Source organism: Dyella sp. 05T440, from assembly GCF_056395965.1.
Genome location: NZ_JBFTKN010000002.1, coordinates 362555 through 387235, shown reverse-complemented (window position 1 = coordinate 387235; position 24681 = coordinate 362555). Strand labels below are relative to the sequence as shown.

Below are 24681 nucleotides of genomic sequence, written 5' to 3'. Positions count from 1 at the left end.
ATGGAGGAATTGCTCGCCAAAGCCACGCAAGGCGTCGACCCGGATGCGCCCGACGCCTTCCTGCACATCTTCCTCAACCTGATGGGCCTGGTGCCGTGGGTGGCGCTGTTCTGGTGGAGCGTGCTGTTTATGGTGGTGGGCGCGCTCCTGGGCTGGTGGCGTGGGCGCACGGTGGAGGGCGTCGTGCTGGCGGCCGTGCTCGGCCCGATTGGCTGGGTGGTCATTGTGTTGAGGCCGCGGCCCAAGCCCAGGGCGGTGCCGCCGCCGTTGCCATCGCGCCGTTGAGCCGGCTTGCGATGGGCTGCAACAGGCCTCACATAGACGTCGGTGTATGATGGTTTCCGAGGTGAATCCATTGAGTCATGCCGTAGACAAACCGCACACGCATCACCATCACCACGACGACGCGCAAAGCTTCGTGCGTGCGGTGGAGCATGCCAGTGAGGAACGCGGTCTCCGGTTGACCCCTCTGCGCAAAGAGGTGCTCGAACTGGTCGCCGCCGCCGGCAAGCCGGTGAAGGCGTACGACCTGCTCGATCAGCTGCGCGAGCGTCACGGCAACGCGGCGCCGCCCACGGTGTATCGCGCGCTCGATTTCCTGCTCGAGCACGGCTTCATCCACAAGCTGGAATCGATCAACGCCTTCGTCTCCTGCCATCACCCGGCCGAGGCGCACCAGGTGCCGTTCCTGATCTGCGACAACTGTTCCAGCGCCCAGGAAGTGTGCGACGAACGCGTGGCGGAGCTGATCGAGGCACAGGCCAAGAGCTTTGGCTTTCGGCCCCAGGCGCAGACGCTGGAAGTGCACGGTCTGTGCAAACACTGCCGCAAGAGCTGACTGCCGCCGCCTGAATGACCGTGGCCGGAAGGTTTGCGTTCATGGCGTTATAATGTAACATGGCGTCAATGGGTCACCTGACGACCCCTATGCTCCGTGCCGGTCCCCGATCCGATGGCAGCTCCCCAGCAGCACAACAATCGCTTTTGGTCTCTGGCTGACCGGGTAGGTGCGACAGCATCCTTCCTTTGCGCCATCCACTGCGCGGCGCTTCCGTTCGTGCTGGCGATACTTCCGTTCATTGGGCTGGGTTTCCTTGCCGACCACGCCTTCGAGCGTGGCTTCGTGATGTTTGCCTGCGCGCTGGCGCTGATCAGCCTGGTCAGCGGTTATCGACATCACCACCGGCCGCTGCCTTTGCTACTGGCGCTGCCGGGCCTGGCGTTGTTGATCTTCGGGGTCACCTTCGCCGAGAAATTCGGCATCGGCGTGCATAGCGTGATGGTCACCTGCGGCGGCTTGCTCGTGGCAAGCGCGCACTTCGTGAACTTGCGCACGCAGCGTGCGCTGCACATTCACGGTCCGCAGTGTGCTCACTGAACGTCACGGCGGAAAGGGCCGTGATTGTGTAACGGGGCCCGTGATTCCTAGCATTTGCGCATGAGTTCCGCCCACGCCCACAGCCACGATCATTCCGCCCATGACCATGCCCACGGTCATGCGCATGATCACGCTCACGACCACGCGCACGGCGGCATCAGCGGCCGAGAGAAAAAACTGATCTTCGCGTTTGTGCTCACCGCCGTGATGATGGTGGTGGAAGCGGTTGGCGGCTTCTGGTCCGGCTCACTGGCATTGGTGGCCGACGCCGGCCATATGCTGATCGATTCGCTGGCGCTGCTGCTCGCTGTGGCGGGGGCGTGGTTTGCCCGTCGACCGGCCGATGCGCGTCGCAGCTACGGTTACGGCCGCCTTGAAGTGCTCGCCGGCTTCGTCAACGCGCTCACTCAATTTGTGCTGGTGGCGTTTATTGCGTACGAAGCGGTGACGCGCCTGTTCGAGCCCACCCATATCCTGTCCGGCATGATGCTGGTGGTTGCACTGATCGGCCTGGTGGCCAATGTGCTGGTGCTGAGCACGCTGCACGGACACGCCCACGACGACGTCAATCTCGCTGGTGCGACGCTGCACGTGCTGGGCGACCTGCTCGGTTCGGTGGGCGCGGTCGCTGCCGCGCTGCTGGTGCGCTGGCTGGGCTGGAACTGGGCCGACCCGGTGCTGTCGCTGCTGGTCTCGCTGCTGATCCTCAACAGCGCGTGGCGCCTGCTGCGCCGTTCCGCGCACATCTTGCTGGAAGGCGTGCCCGAGGGCATGGATACCGGCGATGTGGCGGAGGCGCTGCGTGGCGCCGACGCAAGCATCCGCGATGTGCATCATCTGCACGTATGGCAGCTCGCTTCGGGTTCGCGCATGGCGACCTTGCACGCTGAATTGCACGAGGGTGCGAGCAGTACGACAGCGATCCGATCCATCAACGGCGTGCTGGCCGAACGCTTCGGCATTCAACACGTTACGGTGCAGATCGACGTCGAGCGCTGTCCCGACGAGCTGCGCGGCTGTGCTGGCCCCGGTTGTCGCTGACTATTGCGCTTTGGGCGGTCGCTGATACGATGGTTGGCCGTATTCACCCTAACGAATCAAGGAGTTCCCTCATGGGCAAGGGCGATCGCAGGACCCGTCGTGGCAAGACCTACCGTGGCAGCTACGGCAATAGCCGCGCTCACTCGCTGCAGCCGGCCGTAGCCGGTAGCAAGACGACCGTGACCAAGCCGGCTGCCGCCAAGAAGGCCGCGCCGAAGAAGAAGTCGGCCTAAGCGCCTGACTTCACAAGAAGGCCCCCGCTGAGCGGGGGCTTTTTTTTGCCTGAAAACCGCTCAGGCGGCCGCCTGGGCCTCGCCGCCGATGAAAACCTTGCGCAGGGCATGGCTGCCGCCGATCCAGTAGCACAGCTCCGCAGGCTGGTTCACGTTCCATACGGCCAGATCCGCCCGCTGTCCGGGCGCAAGCGTGCCACGGTCGCTGAGACCGAGCGCTCGCGCTGCATGGACGGTGACGCCGCGCAGCGCCTCTTCGGGCGTGAGACGGAACAGCGTGCACGCCATGCCGGCGGCGAGCCGCAGCGAGAGCAGGGGCGAGGTGCCCGGATTGCAGTCGGTAGCGACGGCCATGGCCACGCCGTGTTCGCGCAAGCCAGCAATGGGCGGCAGCTTGGTTTCGCGCAACGCGTAGAACGCTCCCGGCAGCAATACCGCCACCGTGCCCGCGGCAGCCATGGCGCGCATGCCGCTGTCGCTGAGATATTCGAGATGGTCGGCGGACAAACCGTGATAACGGGCGACCAGCGCCGCGCCATCGAGATCGGAAAGCTGCTCGGCATGCAGCTTCACGGGCAAACCCAGCTGCGTGGCACGATCAAATACGCGGCGCGTTTCCTCGAGCGTGAAGCCGATGTTTTCGCAGAAGGCATCGACCGCATCGACCAGGCCGTCGGCGGCAAGCGCAGGCAGCATCTCGTCGCATACCAGGGATACATAGGTCTCGCGATCTTCGCGATATTCGGGCGGCAGTGCATGCAGGCCCAGAAAGCTTGTGCGCACCGTGATGCCCAGCGCTTTGCCCAGACGCCTCGCCACGCGCAGCATGCGGCGCTCGGTTTCCAGATCCAGCCCGTAGCCGGATTTGATTTCCAGCGTGGTGACGCCATCGGCCATCAATGCATGGGCGCGCGGCAACGCTTGGGCAAACAGCTCGTCCTCGCTGGCAGCGCGAGTGGCTTTCACCGTGGACACGATGCCGCCGCCGGCGCGCGCGATCTCTTCGTAGGTGGCGCCATTGAGGCGCAGGTCGAACTCATGCGCGCGGTTGCCGCCGAACACCAGATGCGTATGGCAGTCGATCAGGCCGGGCGTGACCACCGCGCCGCCGAGGTCTTCCACTTGCGATGCGAGCGAGCTGGCATCGCCTGGCAGCGACGCCTCCGGTCCTACCCATGCAATGCAACCTTGATGCATCGCGATGGCGCCGTGTTCGATCAAGCCATACGGTTTATCGCCAGCGAAAGTGGCCAGCGTTGCGTTGATCAGCAGAGAGTCCCAGGGTGGCGTCATGACGGTCGGTGATCAGTGGGTTTGTCAGGAGAAGTGGATTCCGGCGGAAGCAGGGGCGTCGCGGGATCTTCCACGATCGGTGGCGCTTCGTTGAAGGCTTCGTCGTCATGCGCTTCTTCAGCGGCACGTCGCGCGCGTTCCAGTTCATAGCCTTCGATCAGCTTGTCCGCCAGCGCGCGGTAGACCGGCTTGCGCGACAGCAGCGACGAAGCAGCGCGCGCCAGCAGGCAAGTGGCCATGATCGGCAAGACCATCTGCTGGTTGTCGGTAAGCTCCATCGTGATCACCGTGGCGGTGAGCGGCGCCTGGGTGACGCCGGACAGATAAGCGGCCATGGCGAGCAGGGCGACCGCGGACGGATCAACCCCCGGCAGGATGGCGCACAAGTTATTGCCCAGCCCCGCACCCACGGCCAACGCCGGCGAGAAGATGCCGCCGGGAATGCCGGCCCAGTACGAAGCGATATTGCCGAGAAACTTCAGCACGCCAAAGCTGGATACCGTGTCGGCATGGCCTTGCAGGATGTCCTTGGCCTGCGCATAGCCGGTGCCGTACAAGCCGGTATTGGTCAGCTGGCTGAGCAAGACCAGCGCAAGCCCGCAAGCTCCCGCAAACAGCACCGGCTGGCGTGCGCGCAGCCGACCGACGACACCGCGCAAGCCGGTATCGCTGGGCAGAATCAGGCGCGCGAACAAACCACCGGCCAGTCCACACACGATGCCCGTGGCCAGCACCGCCCACCATGCCTTGCCCAATGGCAGGCCGATGTCGAAATGACCGAAGTAGGCGTAATTGCCGAGGATGCCCAAGGAAACGAGGCCGGCGATGAAGACCGCGGTGAGCAGAATGCCGCTCACGCGATGTTCGAACGAGCCACTCATCTCTTCGATCGCAAACACGATGCCCGCCAGCGGCGTGTTGAATGCCGCCGCCAGACCGGCCGCGGAGCCGGCGAGGATGAAACGCCCGGCGGCAGCAGGTTCGTCGAAACCGAAGCGACGTCCCAGCGAGTACAGCAAACCCGCACCCACGTGCACGGTTGGACCTTCGCGTCCCACCGATGCACCGCCAAGCAGTGCGGCAAGCGTGAGGCCCATCTTGCCGATGGCGATGCGCAAGGAAAGCAGGCTTTGCCGAAAACCTTCGTCCTCGACTTTCAGCGCGGCAATCGCTTGAGGAATACCTGAGCCTCGCGTTGGCCTGAGTGCTCCTTCTGTGAGCCACGCGAGCAGGGCAAACGTGACCGGTGTGATCAGGAAAGCCCAGAACCGGTTGTGCGTGACCACACCGTGGAACGTGTTGAACGCCCAGTCGGCCGCCTGGGTGAAGCCGATTGCCGCCAGTCCGACCAGCACCGCGCCGCCCCAGAACAGCACGCGACGCCGCCACTGGATCGGCGAAAACAATTCCGATCCGGCCAGTTGCTGGAAACGCCCGGCGACGGACGACGGGCGTGCGGGTTCTTTGTCCGCGTCGCTCACGAGGACGGCTCGGACTTGCGGGTCCAGCGGGTTTCGTAAAGATCGAAACGGCGGTCCTTGAGGTTTTGCACGGCGCCGGCATTGCGTGCGCGCGCCAGGCTTTCCAGGTGCAGATCGGCGAACAGCACGGTTTCGATATTTGGCGTGGAGTCGGCGGCAATGCCGTCGCGTGCAAACGGAAAATCGCTGGGCGTCAGGATGCAGCTCTGGCCGTACTGAATGTCGAAGTTGTTCACGCCGGGCAGGTTGCCCACGTTGCCGGATAGCACCACGTAGCACTGGTTCTCGATCGCCCGCGCCTGCGAGCAGTAGCGCACGCGCAGGTAACCTTCGCGCACGTCCGTGCAGAACGGCACGAACAAAATCAGTGCGCCCTGGTCGGTGAGATGGCGCGCCACTTCGGGGAATTCCGAGTCGTAGCAGATCATCACGCCGATCGGGCCGCAGTCGGTCTGGATGGTGGCCGCGGTGTCGCCGCCGGTGATGTTCCACACGGTGCGTTCGCTGGGCGTGGGGTGGATCTTTTCCTGCTCATGGATCGAGCCGTCGCGCAGGCATACGTAGCAGACATTGTGGATGTCGCCGTTGGCCTGTTCGGTCGGGTGCGATCCCGCCACGATGTTGATGTTGTAGTGCACGGCCAGCCGGCTGAAGAGCTCCTTCACCTGCGGCGTGTACTGGCTGAGCATGCGGATCGAATCGACCGGCGACAGCTCCTCGTTCTCGATCGACAGCAACTGCAGCGTGATGAGTTCGGGGAAGGTGACGAAGTCCGCGTTGTAGTCGGCAGCGATGTCGGTGAAGTATTCCACCTGGGTGGCGAATTCCTCGAACGAGCGGATGCGCCGCTGCTGGTACTGCACGGAGGCGACGCGCACCATGTCGGGCAGTCGCTGCGTCGAGGGAATCGAGGGGATATCCGGGTGATCGAGCAGCTGCGGATTGCGCCACACCAGATGCGCCGCATAGCCCAGCGACTCATAGTCGGACGGCACGTAGCCGCGCAGCAGGCCGACCACTTCGAACTCGTTGCTGAGCTGGAAGCTGAGCGTGAGGTCGCGGCGTTTGCCTTCGACCACGGCCTGCACATAGGCCTCGGCGCTGCCGTAGCGATGCAGATTGCGCGCAAGCCCGGGAATGCGTCCGCCGAACACGATGCCGCGCAGTTTCAGATCAGTGCACAGCCGCTTGCGCGCCTGGTATAGACGCTGGCCGATGCGCATATTGCGGTAATCGGGATGCACCACCACTTCCATGCCGTACAGCCAGTTGCCGTCGCGGCGATGGCGTGAGGCCATGCCGCCGCCGGTGATCTGCATCCATGTGTGCGGGGCGAGCGCGGTCTTTTCGTCGATGCGGAACGTGGCGCAATAGCCGACGATCCTGCCTTCGTATTCGACCACGAACTGGCCTTCCGGGAAGTGCGTCTGCTGGGAGCGCAGCATTTCCGCGGAGTGTCCCCATTCGGGCGTATAGACGCGGGCGGTGAGGTCGACCAGTGCGGGTACATCGGCGGCCTTGGCCTGCCTGACCAGCAGCTTGGGCGTGCGTTCCTGAGATTTTTTGGCCATTGCCGCATTATGCCGCAGCGATGTGAACGGCGCGGGGTGGCGAGCGGTTACACTCGAAGTCTGTCCTTACGGAGCTTGCTCATGGCAGCCACCATCCCGACCCGCTACGCCGCCGACCGACTCTGGACGCCGCAGGGCTGGAGCTCTGACGCCGTGTTGGATATCGATGATGGCGGCATGCTGGTCGAGGGATCGGGAGGGCACGCCGAGCGCCTCGGCCGATGGGTGCTGCCCGGCATGCCCAACCTGCATTCGCATGCGTTCCAGCGCGCCATGGCGGGTCTGGCCGAACGCAAGGGCAAGAGCGACGACAGCTTCTGGACCTGGCGCGAAACCATGTATGCGTTCGCCGCCACCATCGGCCCGGACGAATTGCAGGCCATCGCCGCGCAGCTCTACGTGGAGATGGTCAAGAGCGGTTACACGCAGGTCTGCGAATTCCACTATCTGCATCACCAGCCCGATGGCACGCCGTACGCGCAGCCCGAGGCGATGTCGCTGGCCTTGATCGAAGCGGCGCGCGAGGCAGGCATCGCGCTGACCTTGTTGCCCGTGCTGTACATGAGCGGTGGTTTCGATGGCCGTCCGCTGGCGCCGCGTCAATGCCGCTTCGGCCACGACGTGCCGTCCTATCTGCGCCTGCTCGAAAGCCTGCGCAAGCACGAGAGCGACAAGCTGCGTGTCGGCATCGCCTTGCATTCGCTGCGCGCGGTGCCGGAGGATGCCTTGCGTACGGTGCTCGCCAACGATGCGGCCAGTAAGTGCCCCATCCACATCCATATCGCCGAGCAGATCGGCGAGGTGCAGGATTGCCTGGCCACGCGCGGCGCGCGTCCGGTGGAATGGTTGTTTGATCACGCCCCGGTGGATGCACGCTGGACGCTGATCCACGCCACGCATTTGACCGACAAGGAAACGCTGCAGATCGCGCGTAGCGGCGCCGTGGCTGGTCTGTGCCCCACCACGGAAGCGAATCTCGGTGACGGGTTGTTTCCGCTGGCGGCTTATCTGGACGCGAACGGCACGCTTGGCATCGGTTCCGATTCGCATATCTCCGTGTCGCCGGTGGAAGAATTGCGCTGGCTGGAATACGGCCAGCGCCTGGCGACGCGTCATCGCAATATCGCCGGACGTCATCAGGGCGACAGCGTGGGCGAGACCTTGTGGCGTGCCGCCTTGCGCGGCGGTGCAACGGCTTCGGGATTGCCGATCGGCGAATTGCGCCCGGGCGCGCGCGCCGATCTGATCGTGCTGGACGATCGCGCACCCTTGCTTGCCGCACGCGACGAACGTTCGCTGATCGACAGCTTCCTGTTCGCCGGCAACGCGCCGCTGGTGCGCGATGTGATGGTGGGCGGCGAATGGATGGTGCGTGGCTTCACCCATCGCGATGAAGATCGCATTGCCGCGCGCTACCGCACGGTGATGGAACGGCTCGCCCAGCAGCACTGACGCGCAAGGATCAAGTCAGCATGAACGGTGGCTGCGATTTCGATGAATCGCAGCCATCAAAAGCGGGTGTTCGCGTCATCGGGTTTTTCGAGACCGGCGTTCTCCGGATCGAACCCACCCGAAGGAGAACACCATGCGTCGACTCATGCTGATCGGTCTCGGCCTCGCCGTCATGTTCAGCGCGAGCGTGTCACTCACCGGCTGCGTGGTGGTCGCGCCGCGACCGCACTATGCAGCGCGGGTCTGGGTGCCGGCTTACTACGCCCCGGGCAATGTCTATATTTCCGGTCACTGGCGTTCGTGAGCCGTCGCCAGGACAGCGCAGTGCTGGCGTAGGTGCTCGATGAAGGCGCGTAACTTCGGGGGCACCTGCAGCCGGCTGGGGTAATAGAGATAGAAGCCGTCGAACGGCGGCAACCAGTCGTCGAGCACGCTTTGCAGGCGGCCATCGGCCAGCGCTGCACGCACGGAAGGCTCCACCATATGCGTGAGCGCCAGGCCGTCGATGGCAGCGCGTATCGCCATGCTGGGGTCGTTGGTGGTGATGGGGCCGTCCACGTCCAGTTCGAACCACTGTCCCTTGGACGCACCCGTCGGGTGCGCAAACTCCCAGCGATAGATCGCGTTGCTGCTGAAGCGGAAGCGCACGCAGTCGTGCGTGGACAAGTCGCGCGGATGGATGGGGCGTCCGTGCACGGCGAAGTACGCAGGCGATCCCACCACCACGGCACGCTGCGGGCCGCCCAGCGGCAAGGCCACCATGTCGCGCGCCAGGCGTTCGCCCAGGCGGATGCCGGCGTCGAAACCATCGGCGATCAAATCGGTGAGGCGGTTCTCGATCTGGATATCCAGCTTCACTTCCGGCCATGCGCGCATGAAGGAGGCCACGCAGGGTGCGATCAGGTGATCGAGCACCATCTGCGGTACGGCGATGCGCAGCGTGCCGGCGGGTCGGTCGCCGTGCTGGCGCAAGGCGTCGATGGCGTCGTCGATTTCGCTTAAGGCGGGGGCGATGCGTTCGAGGAAGGCGTGGCCCGCCTCGGTCAGCCCCACGCGGCGCGTGGTCCGGTGCAGCAGGCGCACGCCCACATGGTCTTCCAGGTGCCGCAGCGTCTGGCTGAGCGCAGAGGGGGTGACCTCCAGCTCGGCGGCGGCACGGGTGAAGCTCCCATGGCGGGCGATCAGGCGGAAGGCGCGCAGGGCGGTCGCGTGGTCCTGAGCCATTAATTAGCCTCGCTTAATAACGCATGCACAAGATGCCGATTTTTCCCCGTAATGGCAAGGCGCATGCTCTGCCCATCCGCACCAGCCACCATCACGGGAGTTCGCCATGTCGCTCGATGCCTACTACACCCTCGGTCGCTCCGGCCTGCGCGTCAGCCGCCTCGCCCTGGGCACCATGACCTTCGGTGACAACTGGGGCTGGGGAGCGGCGCAGGACACCGCCCGCGCCATGTTCGACCGCTATCTGGAGGCCGGCGGCAATTTCATCGATACCGCCGACCTGTATACCGATGGCGCCAGCGAGGAGCTGCTGGGCCAGTTCGTGGCCGATAGCGGCACCCGCGACCGCGTCGTGCTGTCGACCAAGTTCAGCTACAACGCCCAGCCCGGCAACCCCAATGCCGGCGGCAACGGCCGCAAGAACATCCTGCGCGCCGTGGAAGGCTCGTTGCGCCGGCTGCGCACCGACTACATCGATCTCTACCTGCTGCACACCTGGGACCGGCTGACGCCCGCCGAAGAGGTCGTACGCACGCTCGATGATCTGGTGCGCGCCGGCAAGGTCCGCTACGCGGGTCTGTCGGATGTGCCGGCCTGGTACGCCTCGCGCGCGCAGACGTATGCCGAGGCGCATGCGCTGACTCCGCTGGTGAATCTGCAGCTGGAGTACTCGCTGATCGAGCGCCACATGGAACACGAATTCGTGCCCATGGCCGCCGAACTGGGCATGGGCATCACCGCGTGGAGTCCGCTCGGCATGGGCTTGCTGTCGGGCAAGTACAAGCCCGGTGCAGCGGGCGACGGCCGCCTGGCGAAGATCTCGGGCGCACCGGGTTTCGACCGCTTCACCGAACGCAACTGGGCGATCGTCGCCGCGCTGGAAGAGGTGGCCGCCAAGCTGGACAAGCCGATGGCGCAGGTCGCGCTCAACTGGGTGGCCACGCAGCCGGGCATCGCCTCGGTGATCGTCGGCGCCACCAAGCTGGCTCAACTGGATGACAACCTCGCTGCGCTGTCGTTCGACATCCCGGCCGACTTGCGTGCCCGCTTGAACGAAGCGAGCGCTCTGGAGCCGACGTTCCCGTACTGGTTCTTCGGCGACGTGCAGCAGTCGCGCATCCATGGCGGCGTGGCCGTGGGCAGCAAGCCGGAGAGTTATGCGCACAAGGTCTTCGTGCCGGCGGCGCAACAGGCAGGCTTCAAGGCCGATTGATCGCCGATTAGCCTGTTGTAGGAGCGCACTTGTGCGCGACAAACCTACGGAGCGGTACCCACGTGACTCCGCGGTCGCGCACAAGTGCGCTCCTACAAGGGGATTGAGGTCCCACAAAAAAACGGCGCCAGCATGCAGGCTGGCGCCGAGTTTCTTACCTGGCGCGGAGAAGGCGCCGTTACGTTGTTATGCCGTCGTCCGAACCGTTACTGGGCCGAGGACGAACCCGAGGTCGGGTGCGTGGCCTTGAACTGTTCCCACTGCTGGTGACGTGCAACCTGCTGGGCCTTGAAGGTGGCCAGCTGGGCCTGCTGGGCGGGGGTGAGGATGGCGTAGACCTGGGCGCGGATCGCGGCGCGCTGCTGCACGCGGGCCGTGGTGGCGGCGCCTTCGGCCTGGGCCAGGGCGGTAGCCGCGGACTGGTAACCGGAAGCATTCGGAGCCATCTGCTCGAACGCTTCACGCTGCTGGCGCAGCGCCTGACGCTGGGCCTTACCCTGCGAGAAGGAGCTCTGCATGATCTGCTTGATGCTGGCCTTCTGGGCGTCGCTAAGGTTCAGCTTGCTGTACGCCTCAAACGCGCCGTGGCCATGACCGTGACCACCGTGCGGGCCACCGTCCTGAGCGGAGGCGATGGCGAACGGAGCGAGAGCAACAGCCGAAGCGAGCACCAGAGCGAGAGAGATGTTCTTGCGCATGGGGATTACCTGTGTCGTGGTGGAGGGGTCTTGCGTGGTGCCTATTTGACGACAGCGCTATGTGTATGTTCTTTGCGGGAAGGTAAAGAACGGTAAAGCCGGTGGAGCAAGTTCCTTCGCACCGCTTGAATGGCCCTCCAGGCACCAGAAAAATCCCCGACATGCCCCGAATCCTCATCGTTGACGACGACCGCGCACTGGCTGAACTGCTGGCTGAATACCTGCGGCGCGAGGGCTTCGTGGTGGATGTCGCGCACGACAGCGAGGCCGGCCTTGCGCAGCTTCACAACCCGTCGACGCGCCCGGACCTGCTGATCCTCGACGTGATGATGCCGGGGCGCGACGGCCTGGACACGCTGCGCGAGCTGCGCCTCAAGCATCGCCTGCCGGTGATCATGCTGTCGGCCAAGGGCGAGCCGGTGGATCGCGTAATCGGTCTGGAACTGGGCGCGGACGATTACCTCACCAAGCCCTGCCTGCCGCGTGAATTGCTGGCGCGCGTGCGTGCCCAGCTGCGACGCAATACGCCGGCCACGGCGGGCACGCTGCAAGTGGGCGTGCTGCGACTGGAGCCGGGCGAGCGTCGCGCCTATGTGGGTGAGCAGGAGTTGTCACTCACAGGCGCGGAATTCCAGCTGCTGCTCGCACTCGCTCAACGCACCGGCGAGCTGGTCGATAAGTCCACGCTCACGCGCATGGCGCTGGGCCGCGAGCTCGAGCGTTTCGATCGCAGCATCGACGTGCACGTAAGCCGCCTGCGGCACAAGCTGGCCGAAGCGTCGCCGCAGGCGCCACGCATCGATTCCGTGCGCGGTGCGGGCTACAGCCTCGTGGCGGGTGGCGCGTGAGTCCGTTCAAGAGCTCGCTTTACTGGCGCGTGTTGATCAGCTTCTGCGCCGCCAACCTGCTGGCGCTGGCCCTGGGTATCTTTCTCACGCAGAGCTTCATCGAATACAGCACCGCGGTGGAGATCAACTGGTCCGCCGTGGCGCAAGGCGCGGATCAGGCGTTTGAAGCGGGCGGCCCGACGGCGCTCACCGAGTGGTCGCTGCAACAGCGGCGCGAAGGCATCGAGGCGACGCTGTACGAAAACGGACAGGCGCTGTCGCCGATCCGCATGCCCCCGTCCATGCAGGAATCGCTGCCGAGCTGGCTGGAAGAAAAGCGCGACATGGTGCTGCAGCCATGGCCGAATCTTTATCTCGCCGTGCAGCAGATACGTGGCAGCGATGGCCGCGTTCGCCAACTGGTGGCGCTGAGCCGCACGCATTCGCGCCTGCGCCAGCAGACGCGGCAGACGATTTTCCTGGCGTTCCAGGGCGGGCTCTCGCTGCTCTTCATCGGCTTCGTCGGCTGGTGGGTGGCGCGCAGCGTGGCCAAGCCGGTGGAAGCGATCAGCAAGGCCACGCGGCGCATGGCGGCGGGCGAATTGTCCGCGCGCGTCGAAGGGCAGGGGCGCCGCGCGCCGGAGGAACTCACCCAGCTCGCGAGCGATTTCGATGCGATGGCCGAACGCATCGAGGCCCTGGTCGCCCACGATCGCAGCGTGCTGCAAGACCTCTCGCACGAATTGCGCTCACCGCTCGCACGTCTGCACCTGATCCTCGATCTCGCCCAGCGCAGCACGCCTGAAGAAGCCGCGCGATATTTCCTGCAGGCGGAACAGGAAATTGGCCGCCTCGACCATATGACCGGCGAGATGCTGGCGCTGTCGCGGCTCGAAGGTGGTATCCCCGGCGTCAACCGCGAACCGGTGGACCTGGCCGCGCTCTTGCGCGAAAGCGCGCGACGCGCCGAACTGGAAGCCGCCGCGCGCCATATCACCTTGGCCTTGTTCGACAGCGCACCGGCCGTGGTATCCGGCAACGAGCTGCTGCTGGAGCGGGCGTTGGACAACCTTATCGCGAACGCGATCAAGTTCAGCCCCGAAGGCGGGCGGGTCGAACTGAGGGCGCAGACCGTGGGCGCACGTGTCGACGTTTCCGTGCGCGACAACGGGCCCGGAGTGCCTGAGGCGGAGCTTGGCTCCCTGTTCCGGCCGTTGTTCCGCGGCAGCAATGCATCGCGCGCCGATGGACACGGGCTGGGGCTGGCCATCGTCCAGCGCGTGGTCAAGGCGCATGGCGGCGACATCCACGCGGAAAACGTTGACGGCGGCGGATTGCTGGTCGCTCTGCAACTGCCACTGGCGCCGGCCACTGCCGGCTGATTCGAGCTTCGGGCAGCCCACGGCCTTCGAAAACGCCCGCGCGTCTGCGACACTCGGTGTTTTCGACCACGGCCTGCCGATGCGCTCCAACGCTATCGCCGCGGTGGGACTGGCGCTGTGCGCGGCGCTGTTCTTCACCATGACCTATGTACTCAACCGCAGCCTGGTGGCAGGCGGCGGTCATTGGGCGTGGGCGGTGATCCTGCGTTATCTGATCACCTTGCCGTTGCTGGCCATTGCCTTGCCCTGGCAGGGCGGCCTGGGCGAATTGCCGAATGAGTTGAAGCGCTATCCGCGCGCATGGCTGTTATGGAGTGCGGTGGGCTTTGTGCTGTTCGGCCTGCCGTTGACGTGGGCGGCCAACAGCGGTCCGTCCTGGCTGGTAGCAGGCAGTTTCCAGACCACCGTGCTGGCGGGCCCTTTGCTAGCGCCATTGATTTATCGCGACGCACGCCGGCATCTGGCATGGCGCAGCGTGGCGATCGGCGTGTTGATCGTGGCCGGCGTGTTCGCGCTGCAATGGGGGCACGCGCAAGGCCAGCTGCGAGCGAGCGATTGGCTGGCGATGGCCGCTGTCGTGTTTTCGGCCTTCATGTATCCGCTGGGCAACCGCATGGTGCTGCTGCATCTGGAACACAGCGGCGCGCAGATAGGCGCAACCCAGCGCGTGTTCGGCATGACGCTGTGCAGCTGGCCGCTGTGGCTGATCCTCGCCGTGGTGACGTGGATCGCGGTGGGCCCGCCGGGCTGGCGCGAAATCCTGCTGGCGGGCGGCGTGGCCTTGTCGTCGGGCGTGATTGCCACGGTGTTGTTTTTCCGTGCCACCGCGATGGTTCGTTCGGAGCCCACCGCACTCGCGGCGGTGGAAGCGATGCAGGCGGCCGAGCTGCTGTTCGCCACGGTGATTGGTGCGAGCTTTCTGGGCGAGGCGTGGCCGCATGGTTACTCAGCGTTTGGCGCGGTGATGATCATCGTTGGCATTGCATTGTTCGGTTGGGTAAGTGGTCGATCGGCGGCCGGGCACCGGGACGAGGTGCGCACATTGGAAACGGATCGTGGTGCATGAGCGCTGAGGGCGGCGGAGCGATGGTGATGCGTGCAGTTTGGAAAAGTGTGGCGATTTGCCTGCTCGCTGGAGCGCTGGTCAGGCCGCTGCCGGTACAGGCCGAGGAGCAAGCGCTGCCTCCGCCGGTAAAACTCGTGTTGGACGCGAAGGCGTTCGCGCCCGAGCAGATCAAGGTGACGGTCTACCTCCCTCCGGGCTACACGAGTTCCGACGCGCGTTATCCCGTGCTGTACGCGAACGATGGGCAGGACATGGACGCGGTTGGCTTGCAGCAGACGCTTGCAACGCTCTACGCGCAACACGCGATCCATCCGGTGATCGTGGTGGCGGTGGACATGCTCAAGGATCGTGCGTCGGGCTATGGGCTGTTCGATCGTGCACGTCGGCAAAGCATCGTGGGAGGCTCGCGCATCGGCCCGATCGGAGCGCGTGCGTACGATTACTCGGCATGGCTCGCCGGCACGCTGGTGCCTTATGTTGACGCGCATTACCGCACGCAGGCTTCGGCTCAAGGGCGCACGATGCTCGGCTGGTCGCTGGGTGCGCTCAATGCGTTCAACCTGGGCTGGGAGTACCCGGACGTGTTCGGACAAGTGGGCGCGTTCTCGCCATCGTTCTGGCTGGCGGCCGATCGCAGCGATGCGCAGGCGGTGGAAAGCACGCGCCTGGCGCAGGCCATGGTGGATCGTGCCGGGCAGCGCAAGCCGCTGCGTTTCTGGTTTGCCGTGGGCGGCCATGAAGAAACCAATGACCGCAACCATAACGGCACCATCGACGCCGTCGAAGATCTGCAGGACGTGATCAACGGTTTTGCGGCACCCGATGGCAGGCACCGGCGGGGACTGCGCGATCTGGGCTATCGCATCGAGACGGATCACCCCGACCAGCCGTCGCAAGCGGACGAGGTCGTCTACGATCTGCTGCCCGATGGAGAGCACAACCAGGCCACCTGGAAGCGCATGTTGCCGGTGTTCCTGCGCTGGGCGTATGGCGTCACGCCGTAACGGGAATCAGCCCGCCACGGCGGTCAACGGCGAGTGCGCAACCACGCAGTTGCGTCCCTGGGTTTTCGCACGATAGAGCGCCGCATCCGCGCGGGCGATCAGATCGTCCGCCGTATCGGCAGGTCCGGTGAGACTGGCCACGCCCATGCTGATGGTGGTCTGCAGCGAGTTGCCGCGCGAGTGCACATGCAGTGATTCGATGCTGCGGCGGATACGCTCGCCCACCGCCATCGCCTGCTCGTGCGTCGTGGCCGGCAGCAAGGCCACGAACTCTTCGCCGCCGTAGCGGCCCAGGCTGTCCGTCGGGCGCAGTTCGTCGGCGATGGCAGCGGCCACCGCGCGCAGACAGGCATCGCCCGTCTGGTGACCATAGCGGTCGTTCACCGACTTGAAGTGATCCAAGTCCAGGAAGATCAGCGCGAGTGGCTGATGCTTTGGTCTTGCCTGCGTGACGGCCTCATGCAGCCGGGCGACCAGGGCGCGCCGATTGAGCAGGCCGGTGAGCGCGTCGTGGTCGGCCAGGTGGTGCGCCACGTCGCGTTCGCGCCGCGCGCGCAAGGACAGATCAGCCAAACCGATGGTCACCACGATGCTGCAGAACGCAGTGGCGAACGGCAGGCCGTATTCCAGCCAGCGCGGCTGGTCCAGCGCCAGCAAGATCTGGCCCAGTCGCATGACGGTCAGCAGCACCTGGGGCAACCACGCCACCAGGAAAAAACGAGCCTGCCGCCCATGCCGGGACGCAGCCAGCACGATCGTGCCCAAGGCCCACAGCGAGGTGACGATAAACCACAGGTTGTACGCACTGGCCAGCAGATGCATGCGCTCCGCGAACGGGAAGCACAGCAGGGCGGCGATCAGCACGTACGGCCAGCGCATATAACCCAGTGCGCGCGCCGGGCGCGGGGTGATCTGGCGCAGCTCGCAGAATTCCAGGATGAAGGAGAACAGCAGCGGTGCGCTGAGCGCCACGAACAGCCATGGCGCATGCGTGCCCAGCGGCACCAGCAGCGAACCGCCGGGCAGTTCATACATCTCCCCGCTCATCAGCAGCTGGTTCATCAGCTGGCAACCGGTGTAGCCGATGAAATACAGCAGCACGCGATCGCGCAACACCAGCCACAGGCATAGCGCCGCAAGAATCATGGTGAACTGCACGCTGGAGAACAGCGTGGTCAGGCGCACGTGGGTCAGGTCCTGCGTCTGATACGTGGCCATGTCGGTGATGTCGGCGCGGATCTGCCGCGTGAAATTGTCGGCGGCGATCTGCACATAGATCGGCTGGTCGGCGCGCAGGTCATGCGGCAATTCCAGCGCCAGGTGATGGCGCGAGTAACGCGCCAATTGATCGGTCTGGGCAAACCACAGCTCGTGCGGCTGATAGTCCGGCGGCGCATACACGGTGATGCGTATATAGGTGGCGCCGGTGAAATTGAGCACGGGCGAACTGGTCTCGTGCCAGTCGCGATCGATGGTCAGGCGATACCAGCGCTGCGTCTCCACCGCATTGGGCGTATGCGTCGAGCGGCTGGGCAGGAAACGTCCATCCATGCCGCCGTGGATAACCTGTGCTGGCGTGGGCGCCGGCTTGAGCGGCACCAGCGACGCTACCTGCAGGGTCGGCATAGCGGAGCGCGCAGGCGTCGCCTGTGCGGCCAGTGCAAAGCACATGGCGCACATCCAGGTGAACAACACCACGATGAGCCCGCGTATCGACATATCCCCCCTTGCTGCCGGTCCCCTGTTACCGGCGTGCGGGGCGGGTCCTTCCTTCGGACAGCGACCCCGGCGTCTTTATGTATCACGTTCCACACGCGATATGGACTTTTTGGCCAGCCCGGGCCTGGGTCTTCACGATCCGGGTCGGCCATGAGCGGCGGTCGAACACAATCACGGCAAGTCTTATGCTTATCACCTCGGCAGTCGTTGGCGGTGGTGGCATGGCAAGGCGGGAAAGTGTGAAACCGGTCACTCAGGCAGATCATCGGCCCGGGGCCGACGAACTTGAGTCGCACGACTTTATCCGCCACGGCACGCCGGCGTTTCGACGGACCAATCTGGCGCTGTTTGCCGCCGGCCTGGCCACCTTCGGGCTGTTGTATTGCACCCAGCCACTGATGCCCGAATTCAGCAAGGACTATGGCGTCAGCGCGGCTGCCGCGGCGCTCTCTCTTTCACTGACTACGGGCGTGCTGGCCTTCACCATGCTGTTTGCAGGCGGCCTGTCCGATGCCCGGGGCCGCAAGACCATCATGACGGCCTCGCTGCTGTCCTCGTCCGTGTTGGTGGTGCTGACCGCGCTGGTGCCCGACTGGCACATGTTGCTGATACTGCGTGCGCTGCTGGGATTGACCCTCAGTGGATTGCCTGCGGTGGCGATGACGTATCTCAGCGAAGAAATGCACACCGAATCGATCGGCCTGGGCATGGGCTTGTACATCAGCGGCAATGCCATTGGCGGCATGGGCGGACGACTGGTGGCAGGCGTGCTGGCCGAGTTCTTCGGGTGGCGCGTGGGTGTGGCCACGGTCGGCGTGATCGGCTTGATCGCCGGCGTGGTGTTCTGGCGCAGTCTGCCGCCGTCGCGTCATCACGTGCGTCGTCCGTTTCACCTGGGCGCGCTGATGGGGCGCTTCGCCACGACCTTTCGCGATGCCGGCCTGCCGTGGCTATTTGCCGAAGGCTTCCTGCTGCTGGGCGCGTTTGTCACGCTGTACAACTACATCGGCTACCGCTTGCTGGCACCACCCTATGGGCTAAACCAGGCGGTGGTGGGCGCGATCTTCAGCGTGTACCTGATCGGCACCTTCAGTTCGGCCTGGATGGGACATCTCGCCGGCAAGCTCGGGCGACGCAAGGTGTTGTGGACGGCCTTCGCGCTGATGCTCGCGGGGCTGGCGCTCACGGCCACGCGGCCACTGTGGTTGATCGTGCTGGGCATCGTCGCAGTGACGTTTGGCTTTTTCGGCGGGCATTCCATCGCCAGCAGCTGGGTGGGGCGTCGCGCCGGCGACAACAAGGCGCAGGCCTCGTCGCTTTATCTGTTTTCCTATTACATGGGTTCCAGTCTGGCTGGCGCCAGCGGTGGCCTGTTCTACGCATCGCACGGCTGGAACGGCGTGGCGGTGTTTGTCGGCGCGCTGGTCGTCGCCGGACTGTTGATTGCGTGGCGCCTGTATCGGCTGCCGCCGCTGGTCAGTCCGTCCCGACCGGAAACGGAACCGCCGATTCCCCAGTGAGGCTGCGGAAGCGCGTTGCACGCCTCCGCAGCATGAGTTGCCGGCTTACTGCGCGTCCGGCTTGAGCATGCCCTTCACCGCGTCGTAGTCGCCATCGTTGGCGGCGGCCGGCAGGTCGAGCAGATGGGTCATCAGCGGATAGACATCCACGTTCGGAAACGACGGGATCTCGGCGCCTGCGCGGAAGGCCGGGCCATGCGCCACGAACAGCGCCTGCATCTGCGGCGCGGCGTTGTCGTAACCGTGGTCCCCGCGCATCGGTTCCTTCTTCTTGGCGAGGTACTCGCGGGTCGAGATACGCCAGCCGACATCGGCCAGGCACAGCAGCTGCGGCACACGCGCATTGCTGCCATAGGCGAGGCGCTCGGGTACGCGCGTCTTGTCCCAGCACGTCATATGCTGCTGGGGCCGCTCCATCCTGGCTTCAATCTTGGCGAAGTCGAACCCCGGCCTGGGGTTGAAACCGGCCAGCACGCCCACGCTCACCAGCTCCACCTGCTTGAGCGGGATGAGTTTGTCGATCACCACGACGTTGGCCTTCGGAGAACTCGCCATGCCGTGGTCGGCCACGATGATCATGTTGATGCGATCGAGCAGGCCCCGTTGCTGCAGGCCTTTGACGAGACGATCGAGCGCCGCATCGGTATGCGCGATCGCCTCGTTGACCTGCGGCGAATCGGGTCCGAAATGATGGCCGGCGTGATCCACCTCATCGAAGTACAACGTGAGGAAGGTCGGGCGCTCGCCGGCGGGAAGATCCAGCCACGCCAGCACCTGGTCCACGCGCTGGTCGGGCGTGACATTGCCGTCGTACGGCTTCCAGAAATTCGGATGGGCGCCGTGGATATCCGCTTCGGAACCCGGCCAGAACATGGTGGCCGTCTTCATGCCGTGCTGTTGCGCGGTTTCCCACAGCGGCGTGCCCTGAGCCCACCACTGGCCATTGCTGACCGCATCGCGATTGCCCAGCGAAAATTTGCCGAGCACCGGATCAGTCATCGTGTTGTTGACGATGCCGTGGTGATCCGGGCGCAGGCCGGTGACGATGGTGTAGTGATTGGGAAACGTCAGCGACGGAAACGACGGCTGCATGCCGTCGGTGGCGCGCACGCCTTGCTTGGCCAGCGATGCAAGCGTGGGGCTCAGTCCGCGTTCGATGTAATCGGTGCGATAACCGTCGATCGAGATCAGCAGCAGCGGTGCGGGCACGGGAGCGGGCTTTGCTGCGACAGCAGGCTGCGGCGCTGGCGTGGAAACCGGTTGCGGGTGAGGCGTGGCACAAGCTGCTCCGAGCGCGACTAGCGCACAGAGCAGCGGGCGAAACAGGATCTTCATGCGCAAGGACTTATCATGGGTACAAAGTCCGTATGATCGCCCAGGCGTATGACCATTACACGTCTTTTTCTTTGCGCAACTTTCGTCACTTGCTCGTGCTGGGCCGGTATGGCAGCGGCGCATCCGGAAACGGGTGGTGCGCCTGCGAGTGCTTCCACCGTTGCCGCGCCCGCGGCAATGTCGGCGTACAAGCCGGCATCGCAGGCGAATACGAAAGCATCGCATGTTGATGCGAATGCCACGCCCGCGCCTAAGGCCAGCAAGACCAAGCCGACGCCGGCGCCGTCCACGACGGATACGTATCATCTATCGCATCGGCCGCATCAGCTCGATTCCTACCAGAACGCGTTGACGCCGCCGCCGGCGGCGAACGAGCGCTGATCGATAGGGTGCCTGCGCGGCACCTAGTGTGCCGCGAGATGCAACTGGGCGCCGAACAGGTCGCCTTCGGCAATGCGGCTTTCCATCGACAACAGAAACTGCTTGGTCGGCAGGCCGCCACCGAACCCCGTGAGGCTGCCGTTCGCACCGATCACGCGATGACAGGGCAGCACGATCGGCAGCGGATTGCGTCCGTTCGCAGCGCCCACGGCGCGCACGGCCTGCGGATGCTGGATGCGACGCGCGAGTTCGCCGTAGCTGATGGTGGCGCCGTAAGGAATGCGCGCCAGCTCCCACCACACCTCCTGCTGGAACGGCGTGCCGAGGGGATGCAGTTCTAGATCGAATTGCTGTCGTACGCCGGCGAAGTATTCTTCGAGCTGCTGTCTTGCCTGGGCGAGTGGTTCGCGTGCGCGTATCCAGGCCGGGTTCGGCGCGCGTTGATGGCGGCCGGTGGAAAACCAGATCTCGCGCAAGCCCGCTTCGTCCGCGACCAAACGCAACAGGCCGATCGGCGTGTCCATCTCGTCGTGCCAGATCATCTCGTTCATCAGGCCACCTTCTTGCTCGATGCAGCAGCGTCGCTGGCGCTGCGCCACAAATGCATGACGGAATAGGCGCGCCACGGTCGCCAGCCCTCGGCGAGCGAGGTCAGCGCTTTCGTCGACAATTCAGGACCGTCACCGGCGGCCACGCGACGAAGAATAAGATCGGCCGCAGGGAAGGCATCCGGGTGGCTGAGCGCGCGCATCGCCATGTAATGCGCCGTCCATTCGCCGATGCCTGGCAGCGCGACCCAGCGTTCGACGAATTCTTCCAGCGGCTGCTCGCTGCGAAAATCGATGCGCCCATCCAGCAGCGCCTGTGCGACGCCGCGCACCGTCGCCGCACGGGCAGTGGTGAGGCCAATCGAGCGGAGATCTGCATCGACCAACAATGCCGGGCCCGGGAACAAGCGTTGCAGTTCGGCCACCGGCGACACAACCGGCGTACCGAAGTGCTGCACGATGCGCGTCGCCAGGGTACGCGCGGCGGCCACGCTAACTTGTTGCCCGAGGATCGCGCGCACCGCGATTTCAAAGCCGTCCCAGCCGCCGGGCAGGCGCAAACCCGGGCGCTTGCGCAGCAGCGGTCGCAGCACCGGACTTTCCTTCAGTGCATCGCTGATCGATTGCGGGCTCGCGTCCAGGTCGAACATGCGACGCAGCTTGTTCACCACGCCGAGCATCTGCGCCGGCTGCGGGCAGTGCAGTTGCAGTCGCAGCGCATGATCGTGGCCGGGCCATGCGCTCAGGCGCAGCCAGCCCGGTGCTTCAGGCGTACCGAATACACGCGCGTAGCTGTGCTCGTCTACGTGCTCCACGCCGGGCAGCGCGCGTCCGCGCAGGAACGCGAGGATCGCGTCGAAATCGTAAGGCGGCCGATACGCGAGCCGCAGCGTGATCGCATCGCCGGTCGCCGCGCCGGGGTGGCGACGCAAGTCGCGTGGCGCCATGCGGTTCGCTTGCAGGAACGCCGCATTGAAGCGGCGCAGGCTGCCGAAGCCGGATGCGAGCGCGACTTCCGTGACAGGCATCGTCGTTTCAGTGAGCAGCTGCTTGGCGAACAACAGGCGTCGCGTCGTATGGACGCTGATCGGCGGCGCACCAAGACGTTCCACGAACAGCCGGCGCAGCTGTCGCGCGCCGACGCCGACGCGCTCAGCCATCGCATCCACGGATAATTCGTCGAACGCGCCGCTGTCCATCAGTTTCAACGTGCGTGCAATGACGTGGTCGCCGCGTTGCCACGCGTCATTGCCAGGCGACAGTTCGGGCCGGCAACGCAGGCATGGACGAAACCCGGCTGCTTCCGCCGCCGCGGCACTCACGTAATAGCGCACGTTCTGTGGTTTCGGCGACGGGGCAGGGCATACCGGGCGGCAGTAGATGCGTGTGCTGGTGACGGCGGTGAAGAACAGTCCGTCGAAGCGTGCATCGCGGCTGAGGCGCGCCTGCTCGCAGGTGCGGTCATCGGGCAAGGGGGCGGTCTGGTGGGCCATGCGGCGAGATTAGCACCGGGGGCAGGCTCAAACTGGCCGTTTTCGGACATCAATACCGGGAGGTTCAGCCTGCACGGCCGCCGCGTGATTGGCGAACAAGGGCGTCAATGTTAGGGTTTTGCGCAATCACTGGGGGGCCAGGGAATGAACGTCGGAAACAAGTGGTGGCTCGCCGCGGCGGCCGGACTCGGTTTAGCCGTTGGCGGCGGCGTCTGGGCAATGGCTGCGAGCTGGCAGCATGCGATGGTCGCTCGCATCAATCGGCCCGCGCCCAAGCTGGCGCCGACCGTGGCTCTGCCGAACGGAGCCAAGGCGCATGTGTTCGACCGCAACAGCGTCTACAGATTCCTCGCCGGCGCCAAACGTGCCGAAGCGATCACCGATCCGCTGCAGCGCTGTCTCGCATATCCGGATCCACCCGGCAGCCATTGGTCGCCGGCCGCCGTCGCGGCGTATTGCCGGTATCGAACGTATCCGTCGATGTCGTTTGAACAGGTACACGCACTGCTTGAGCAGGGCCAGTACGTCGAGCTCGACCGGCGATTGGCGGGGATGCTCGACGACAAGTTGCACAAGCCGGACGTGGCAGGCGTGATGGATCATGCGTTCGAAACTTGGTTCAACCGCAGCGACCTTGATTTGCGCCCCCTGCTGGAACACTGGAAGCAGGCGTCCCCGCACAGCGCGTTTGCGTACACCGCCAGTGGCGTCTCCTACGTCGCCATGGCGTGGCATGCACGCGGAAAGGAATACATACAGGACACGCCGCGCAGCAACATCGACGCGATGGAACGCTTGCTGGCGCTCGCGGATGCGGATCTGCGCCATGCCGTATCACTCGATCCGCGCATGACGCCTGCGTACGTCGGCATGATCGACGCAGGGCAACTCAGCCTGGGCTCGGCCTATGTAAGAAACGCGGCCGATGCCGGCTTGCACACCGATCCGGCAAACTTTGCGATCTACAGCGAAATGATGCGCGCCCTGCAACCCCGTTGGGGCGGCTCGATCCAGCAGATGAAGCAGAACGGGCAGGCGGCGCTGAAGCATGCGTCCGACAATCCCTTGCTTATGCTGCTGCCGGAAAAGGCGGTTGCGGAGGAAGTGGATCTCGATGGCGATGACTGCAACGTACCGGGCCGGTTCGAGCAGTTCCGTCTCGTATTCGACCAGGTTGCCGTAGCCTCGCAGCTGTCCACGGCCGCCGAGTCCGCCGAGGCATGCAACCACCTGGATCTGTCGACCGTGTATTTCTCCGAGGATTTGCGCTTCTATCCCGAAGACCGCAGCGCCCGCGCGCGTCGGGTATACAACCTCAACGAATTCGATGAATCAGCATGGGCGGTCGCGCAGGCCAGCCAGCTGATGCGTGAGGAGCCCGGCAATGCCGACTATGTGGTTGCGCGCGGCAACGCCTATGAGATGTTGAACGACTATCCGCATGCCGAGCAGGACTATCTGGCCACGCTCGCTTTGTCGCCAAACCATAGGCAGGCAGTTGCCGCACTGGCAAACGTCTATATGAACCAGACGCATGACTGGGACAAGGCCTGGGCGCTGGACGAGCGTTTGGTGCAGGCAGCGCCCGGCGAGCCTTATGGTTGGTGGTTGCGCGCCGAGATTCAGATGCGCCAGCCAAGGAAGGGCTTGAAGGATACCGCGGACTATTTCGCGGCCCACTTCGATACCACGCCCGAGATGCATCGCGCGCTGTTGCGAATGAGGGCAGAACAGGCGCTGCAGGACGGCGCCGCCAAGGCTTCCGCGAAATCGGCGCCATCACCCCACCACGCATCATTGCAATGATGAAGGTGCGAGGTGC

The 24681-nt window shown here is 64.9% G+C and carries 24 protein-coding genes; 15 read left to right on the top strand and 9 right to left on the bottom strand.

Annotation, left to right across the window (positions count from 1 at the left end):
• From AC1DE1_RS03520 to AC1DE1_RS03500, 5 genes are all read left to right on the top strand, one after another.
• Positions 1-285 (top strand): hypothetical protein, encoded by a 285-nt coding sequence (locus AC1DE1_RS03520; RefSeq protein ID WP_477175837.1) that lies wholly within the window; start codon positions 1-3, stop codon positions 283-285.
• Between the two features lie 46 nt (positions 286-331).
• Positions 332-838: a transcriptional repressor gene (locus AC1DE1_RS03515; RefSeq protein ID WP_441603454.1), complete on the top strand. Its 507-nt coding sequence runs from the start codon at positions 332-334 to the stop codon at positions 836-838.
• 114 nt (positions 839-952) lie between these two features.
• Complete coding sequence (locus tag AC1DE1_RS03510) at positions 953-1378, top strand: MerC domain-containing protein (protein ID WP_477163907.1); 426 nt, start codon at positions 953-955, stop codon at positions 1376-1378.
• A gap of 60 nt (positions 1379-1438) precedes the next feature.
• The gene (locus AC1DE1_RS03505) at positions 1439-2419 is read left to right on the top strand and encodes a cation diffusion facilitator family transporter (protein ID WP_477175836.1); all 981 of its coding nucleotides are present in this window, start codon (positions 1439-1441) and stop codon (positions 2417-2419) included.
• 71 nt (positions 2420-2490) lie between these two features.
• Positions 2491-2652 carry a 30S ribosomal protein THX gene (locus AC1DE1_RS03500; RefSeq protein ID WP_121879330.1) on the top strand — a complete coding sequence of 54 codons (162 nt, stop codon included), beginning with the start codon at positions 2491-2493 and terminating at the stop codon, positions 2650-2652.
• A gap of 60 nt (positions 2653-2712) precedes the next feature.
• Here AC1DE1_RS03500 and hutI read toward each other — a convergent pair whose 3' ends face one another.
• The 3 genes from hutI to AC1DE1_RS03485 are packed head-to-tail and all read right to left on the bottom strand — an operon-like array spanning position 2713 to position 6997.
• Positions 2713-3945: an imidazolonepropionase gene (hutI, locus tag AC1DE1_RS03495; protein WP_477175835.1), complete on the bottom strand. Its 1233-nt coding sequence runs from the start codon at positions 3943-3945 to the stop codon at positions 2713-2715.
• Positions 3942-5426, bottom strand: a complete 1485-nt coding sequence (locus AC1DE1_RS03490; RefSeq protein WP_477175834.1) for a chloride channel protein — start codon at positions 5424-5426, stop codon at positions 3942-3944. Before AC1DE1_RS03490 ends, hutI begins: the two co-directional genes overlap by 4 nt.
• Complete coding sequence (locus AC1DE1_RS03485; RefSeq protein ID WP_441603449.1) at positions 5423-6997, bottom strand: GNAT family N-acetyltransferase; 1575 nt, start codon at positions 6995-6997, stop codon at positions 5423-5425. Before AC1DE1_RS03485 ends, AC1DE1_RS03490 begins: the two co-directional genes overlap by 4 nt.
• A gap of 81 nt (positions 6998-7078) precedes the next feature.
• Here AC1DE1_RS03485 and AC1DE1_RS03480 point away from each other — a divergent pair, with 81 nt between their 5' ends.
• Complete coding sequence (locus tag AC1DE1_RS03480) at positions 7079-8449, top strand: formimidoylglutamate deiminase (RefSeq protein WP_441603448.1); 1371 nt, start codon at positions 7079-7081, stop codon at positions 8447-8449.
• 133 nt (positions 8450-8582) lie between these two features.
• Positions 8583-8753: a hypothetical protein gene (locus AC1DE1_RS03475; protein ID WP_441603447.1), complete on the top strand. Its 171-nt coding sequence runs from the start codon at positions 8583-8585 to the stop codon at positions 8751-8753.
• Here the strand turns inward: AC1DE1_RS03475 and AC1DE1_RS03470 are convergent.
• Positions 8738-9673 (bottom strand): LysR family transcriptional regulator, encoded by a 936-nt coding sequence (locus AC1DE1_RS03470; protein WP_477178897.1) that lies wholly within the window; start codon positions 9671-9673, stop codon positions 8738-8740. The genes AC1DE1_RS03475 and AC1DE1_RS03470 overlap by 16 nt on opposite strands.
• Positions 9674-9779: 106 nt before the next feature.
• Here AC1DE1_RS03470 and AC1DE1_RS03465 point away from each other — a divergent pair, with 106 nt between their 5' ends.
• Positions 9780-10886 (top strand): aldo/keto reductase, encoded by a 1107-nt coding sequence (locus AC1DE1_RS03465; RefSeq protein WP_477175831.1) that lies wholly within the window; start codon positions 9780-9782, stop codon positions 10884-10886.
• Positions 10887-11092: 206 nt separating this feature from the next.
• Here AC1DE1_RS03465 and AC1DE1_RS03460 read toward each other — a convergent pair whose 3' ends face one another.
• Complete coding sequence (locus AC1DE1_RS03460; protein ID WP_441603444.1) at positions 11093-11584, bottom strand: Spy/CpxP family protein refolding chaperone; 492 nt, start codon at positions 11582-11584, stop codon at positions 11093-11095.
• A gap of 161 nt (positions 11585-11745) precedes the next feature.
• On the opposite strand from AC1DE1_RS03460, the gene AC1DE1_RS03455 reads away from it, so the two are divergent.
• The 4 genes from AC1DE1_RS03455 to AC1DE1_RS03440 all read left to right on the top strand — a co-directional run bounded on the left by AC1DE1_RS03455 (position 11746) and on the right by AC1DE1_RS03440 (position 15863).
• Positions 11746-12432: a response regulator gene (locus AC1DE1_RS03455; RefSeq protein ID WP_441603443.1), complete on the top strand. Its 687-nt coding sequence runs from the start codon at positions 11746-11748 to the stop codon at positions 12430-12432.
• Positions 12429-13793, top strand: coding sequence for a sensor histidine kinase (locus AC1DE1_RS03450; protein ID WP_477175830.1), 1365 nt, complete (start codon positions 12429-12431; stop codon positions 13791-13793). The genes AC1DE1_RS03455 and AC1DE1_RS03450 overlap by 4 nt, the downstream gene beginning before the upstream one ends.
• 79 nt (positions 13794-13872) lie before the next feature.
• Positions 13873-14859, top strand: a complete 987-nt coding sequence (locus tag AC1DE1_RS03445; protein ID WP_477175829.1) for a multidrug resistance efflux transporter family protein — start codon at positions 13873-13875, stop codon at positions 14857-14859.
• Positions 14856-15863: an alpha/beta hydrolase gene (locus AC1DE1_RS03440; RefSeq protein ID WP_477175828.1), complete on the top strand. Its 1008-nt coding sequence runs from the start codon at positions 14856-14858 to the stop codon at positions 15861-15863. The genes AC1DE1_RS03445 and AC1DE1_RS03440 overlap by 4 nt, the downstream gene beginning before the upstream one ends.
• Before the next feature lie 6 nt (positions 15864-15869).
• On the opposite strand, the gene AC1DE1_RS03435 is transcribed toward AC1DE1_RS03440, so the two are convergent.
• On the bottom strand, positions 15870-17582 hold the full coding sequence (locus AC1DE1_RS03435; RefSeq protein WP_477175827.1) for a sensor domain-containing diguanylate cyclase: 1713 nt from the start codon (positions 17580-17582) through the stop codon (positions 15870-15872).
• 302 nt (positions 17583-17884) lie between these two features.
• On the opposite strand from AC1DE1_RS03435, the gene AC1DE1_RS03430 reads away from it, so the two are divergent.
• Positions 17885-19102 carry an MFS transporter gene (locus AC1DE1_RS03430; RefSeq protein ID WP_477175918.1) on the top strand — a complete coding sequence of 406 codons (1218 nt, stop codon included), beginning with the start codon at positions 17885-17887 and terminating at the stop codon, positions 19100-19102.
• Between the two features lie 45 nt (positions 19103-19147).
• Here the strand turns inward: AC1DE1_RS03430 and AC1DE1_RS03425 are convergent, their stop codons facing one another.
• Positions 19148-20437: an alkaline phosphatase family protein gene (locus AC1DE1_RS03425; RefSeq protein WP_477175917.1), complete on the bottom strand. Its 1290-nt coding sequence runs from the start codon at positions 20435-20437 to the stop codon at positions 19148-19150.
• A 108-nt stretch (positions 20438-20545) separates the two neighbouring features.
• Between AC1DE1_RS03425 and AC1DE1_RS03420 the strand changes: the two genes are divergently transcribed.
• Positions 20546-20818, top strand: coding sequence for a hypothetical protein (locus tag AC1DE1_RS03420; RefSeq protein ID WP_441603438.1), 273 nt, complete (start codon positions 20546-20548; stop codon positions 20816-20818).
• 23 nt (positions 20819-20841) lie between these two features.
• On the opposite strand, the gene AC1DE1_RS03415 is transcribed toward AC1DE1_RS03420, so the two are convergent.
• Together AC1DE1_RS03415 and AC1DE1_RS03410 are read right to left on the bottom strand one after the other, a co-directional pair.
• Positions 20842-21369, bottom strand: coding sequence for a methylated-DNA--[protein]-cysteine S-methyltransferase (locus AC1DE1_RS03415; protein WP_477175826.1), 528 nt, complete (start codon positions 21367-21369; stop codon positions 20842-20844).
• On the bottom strand, positions 21369-22859 hold the full coding sequence (locus AC1DE1_RS03410) for an AlkA N-terminal domain-containing protein (RefSeq protein WP_477175825.1): 1491 nt from the start codon (positions 22857-22859) through the stop codon (positions 21369-21371). The genes AC1DE1_RS03415 and AC1DE1_RS03410 overlap by 1 nt, the downstream gene beginning before the upstream one ends.
• A 144-nt stretch (positions 22860-23003) precedes the next feature.
• Between AC1DE1_RS03410 and AC1DE1_RS03405 the strand changes: the two genes are divergently transcribed.
• Positions 23004-24665 carry a tetratricopeptide repeat protein gene (locus AC1DE1_RS03405; RefSeq protein ID WP_477175824.1) on the top strand — a complete coding sequence of 554 codons (1662 nt, stop codon included), beginning with the start codon at positions 23004-23006 and terminating at the stop codon, positions 24663-24665.
• Positions 24666-24681: the final 16 nt, after the last annotated feature.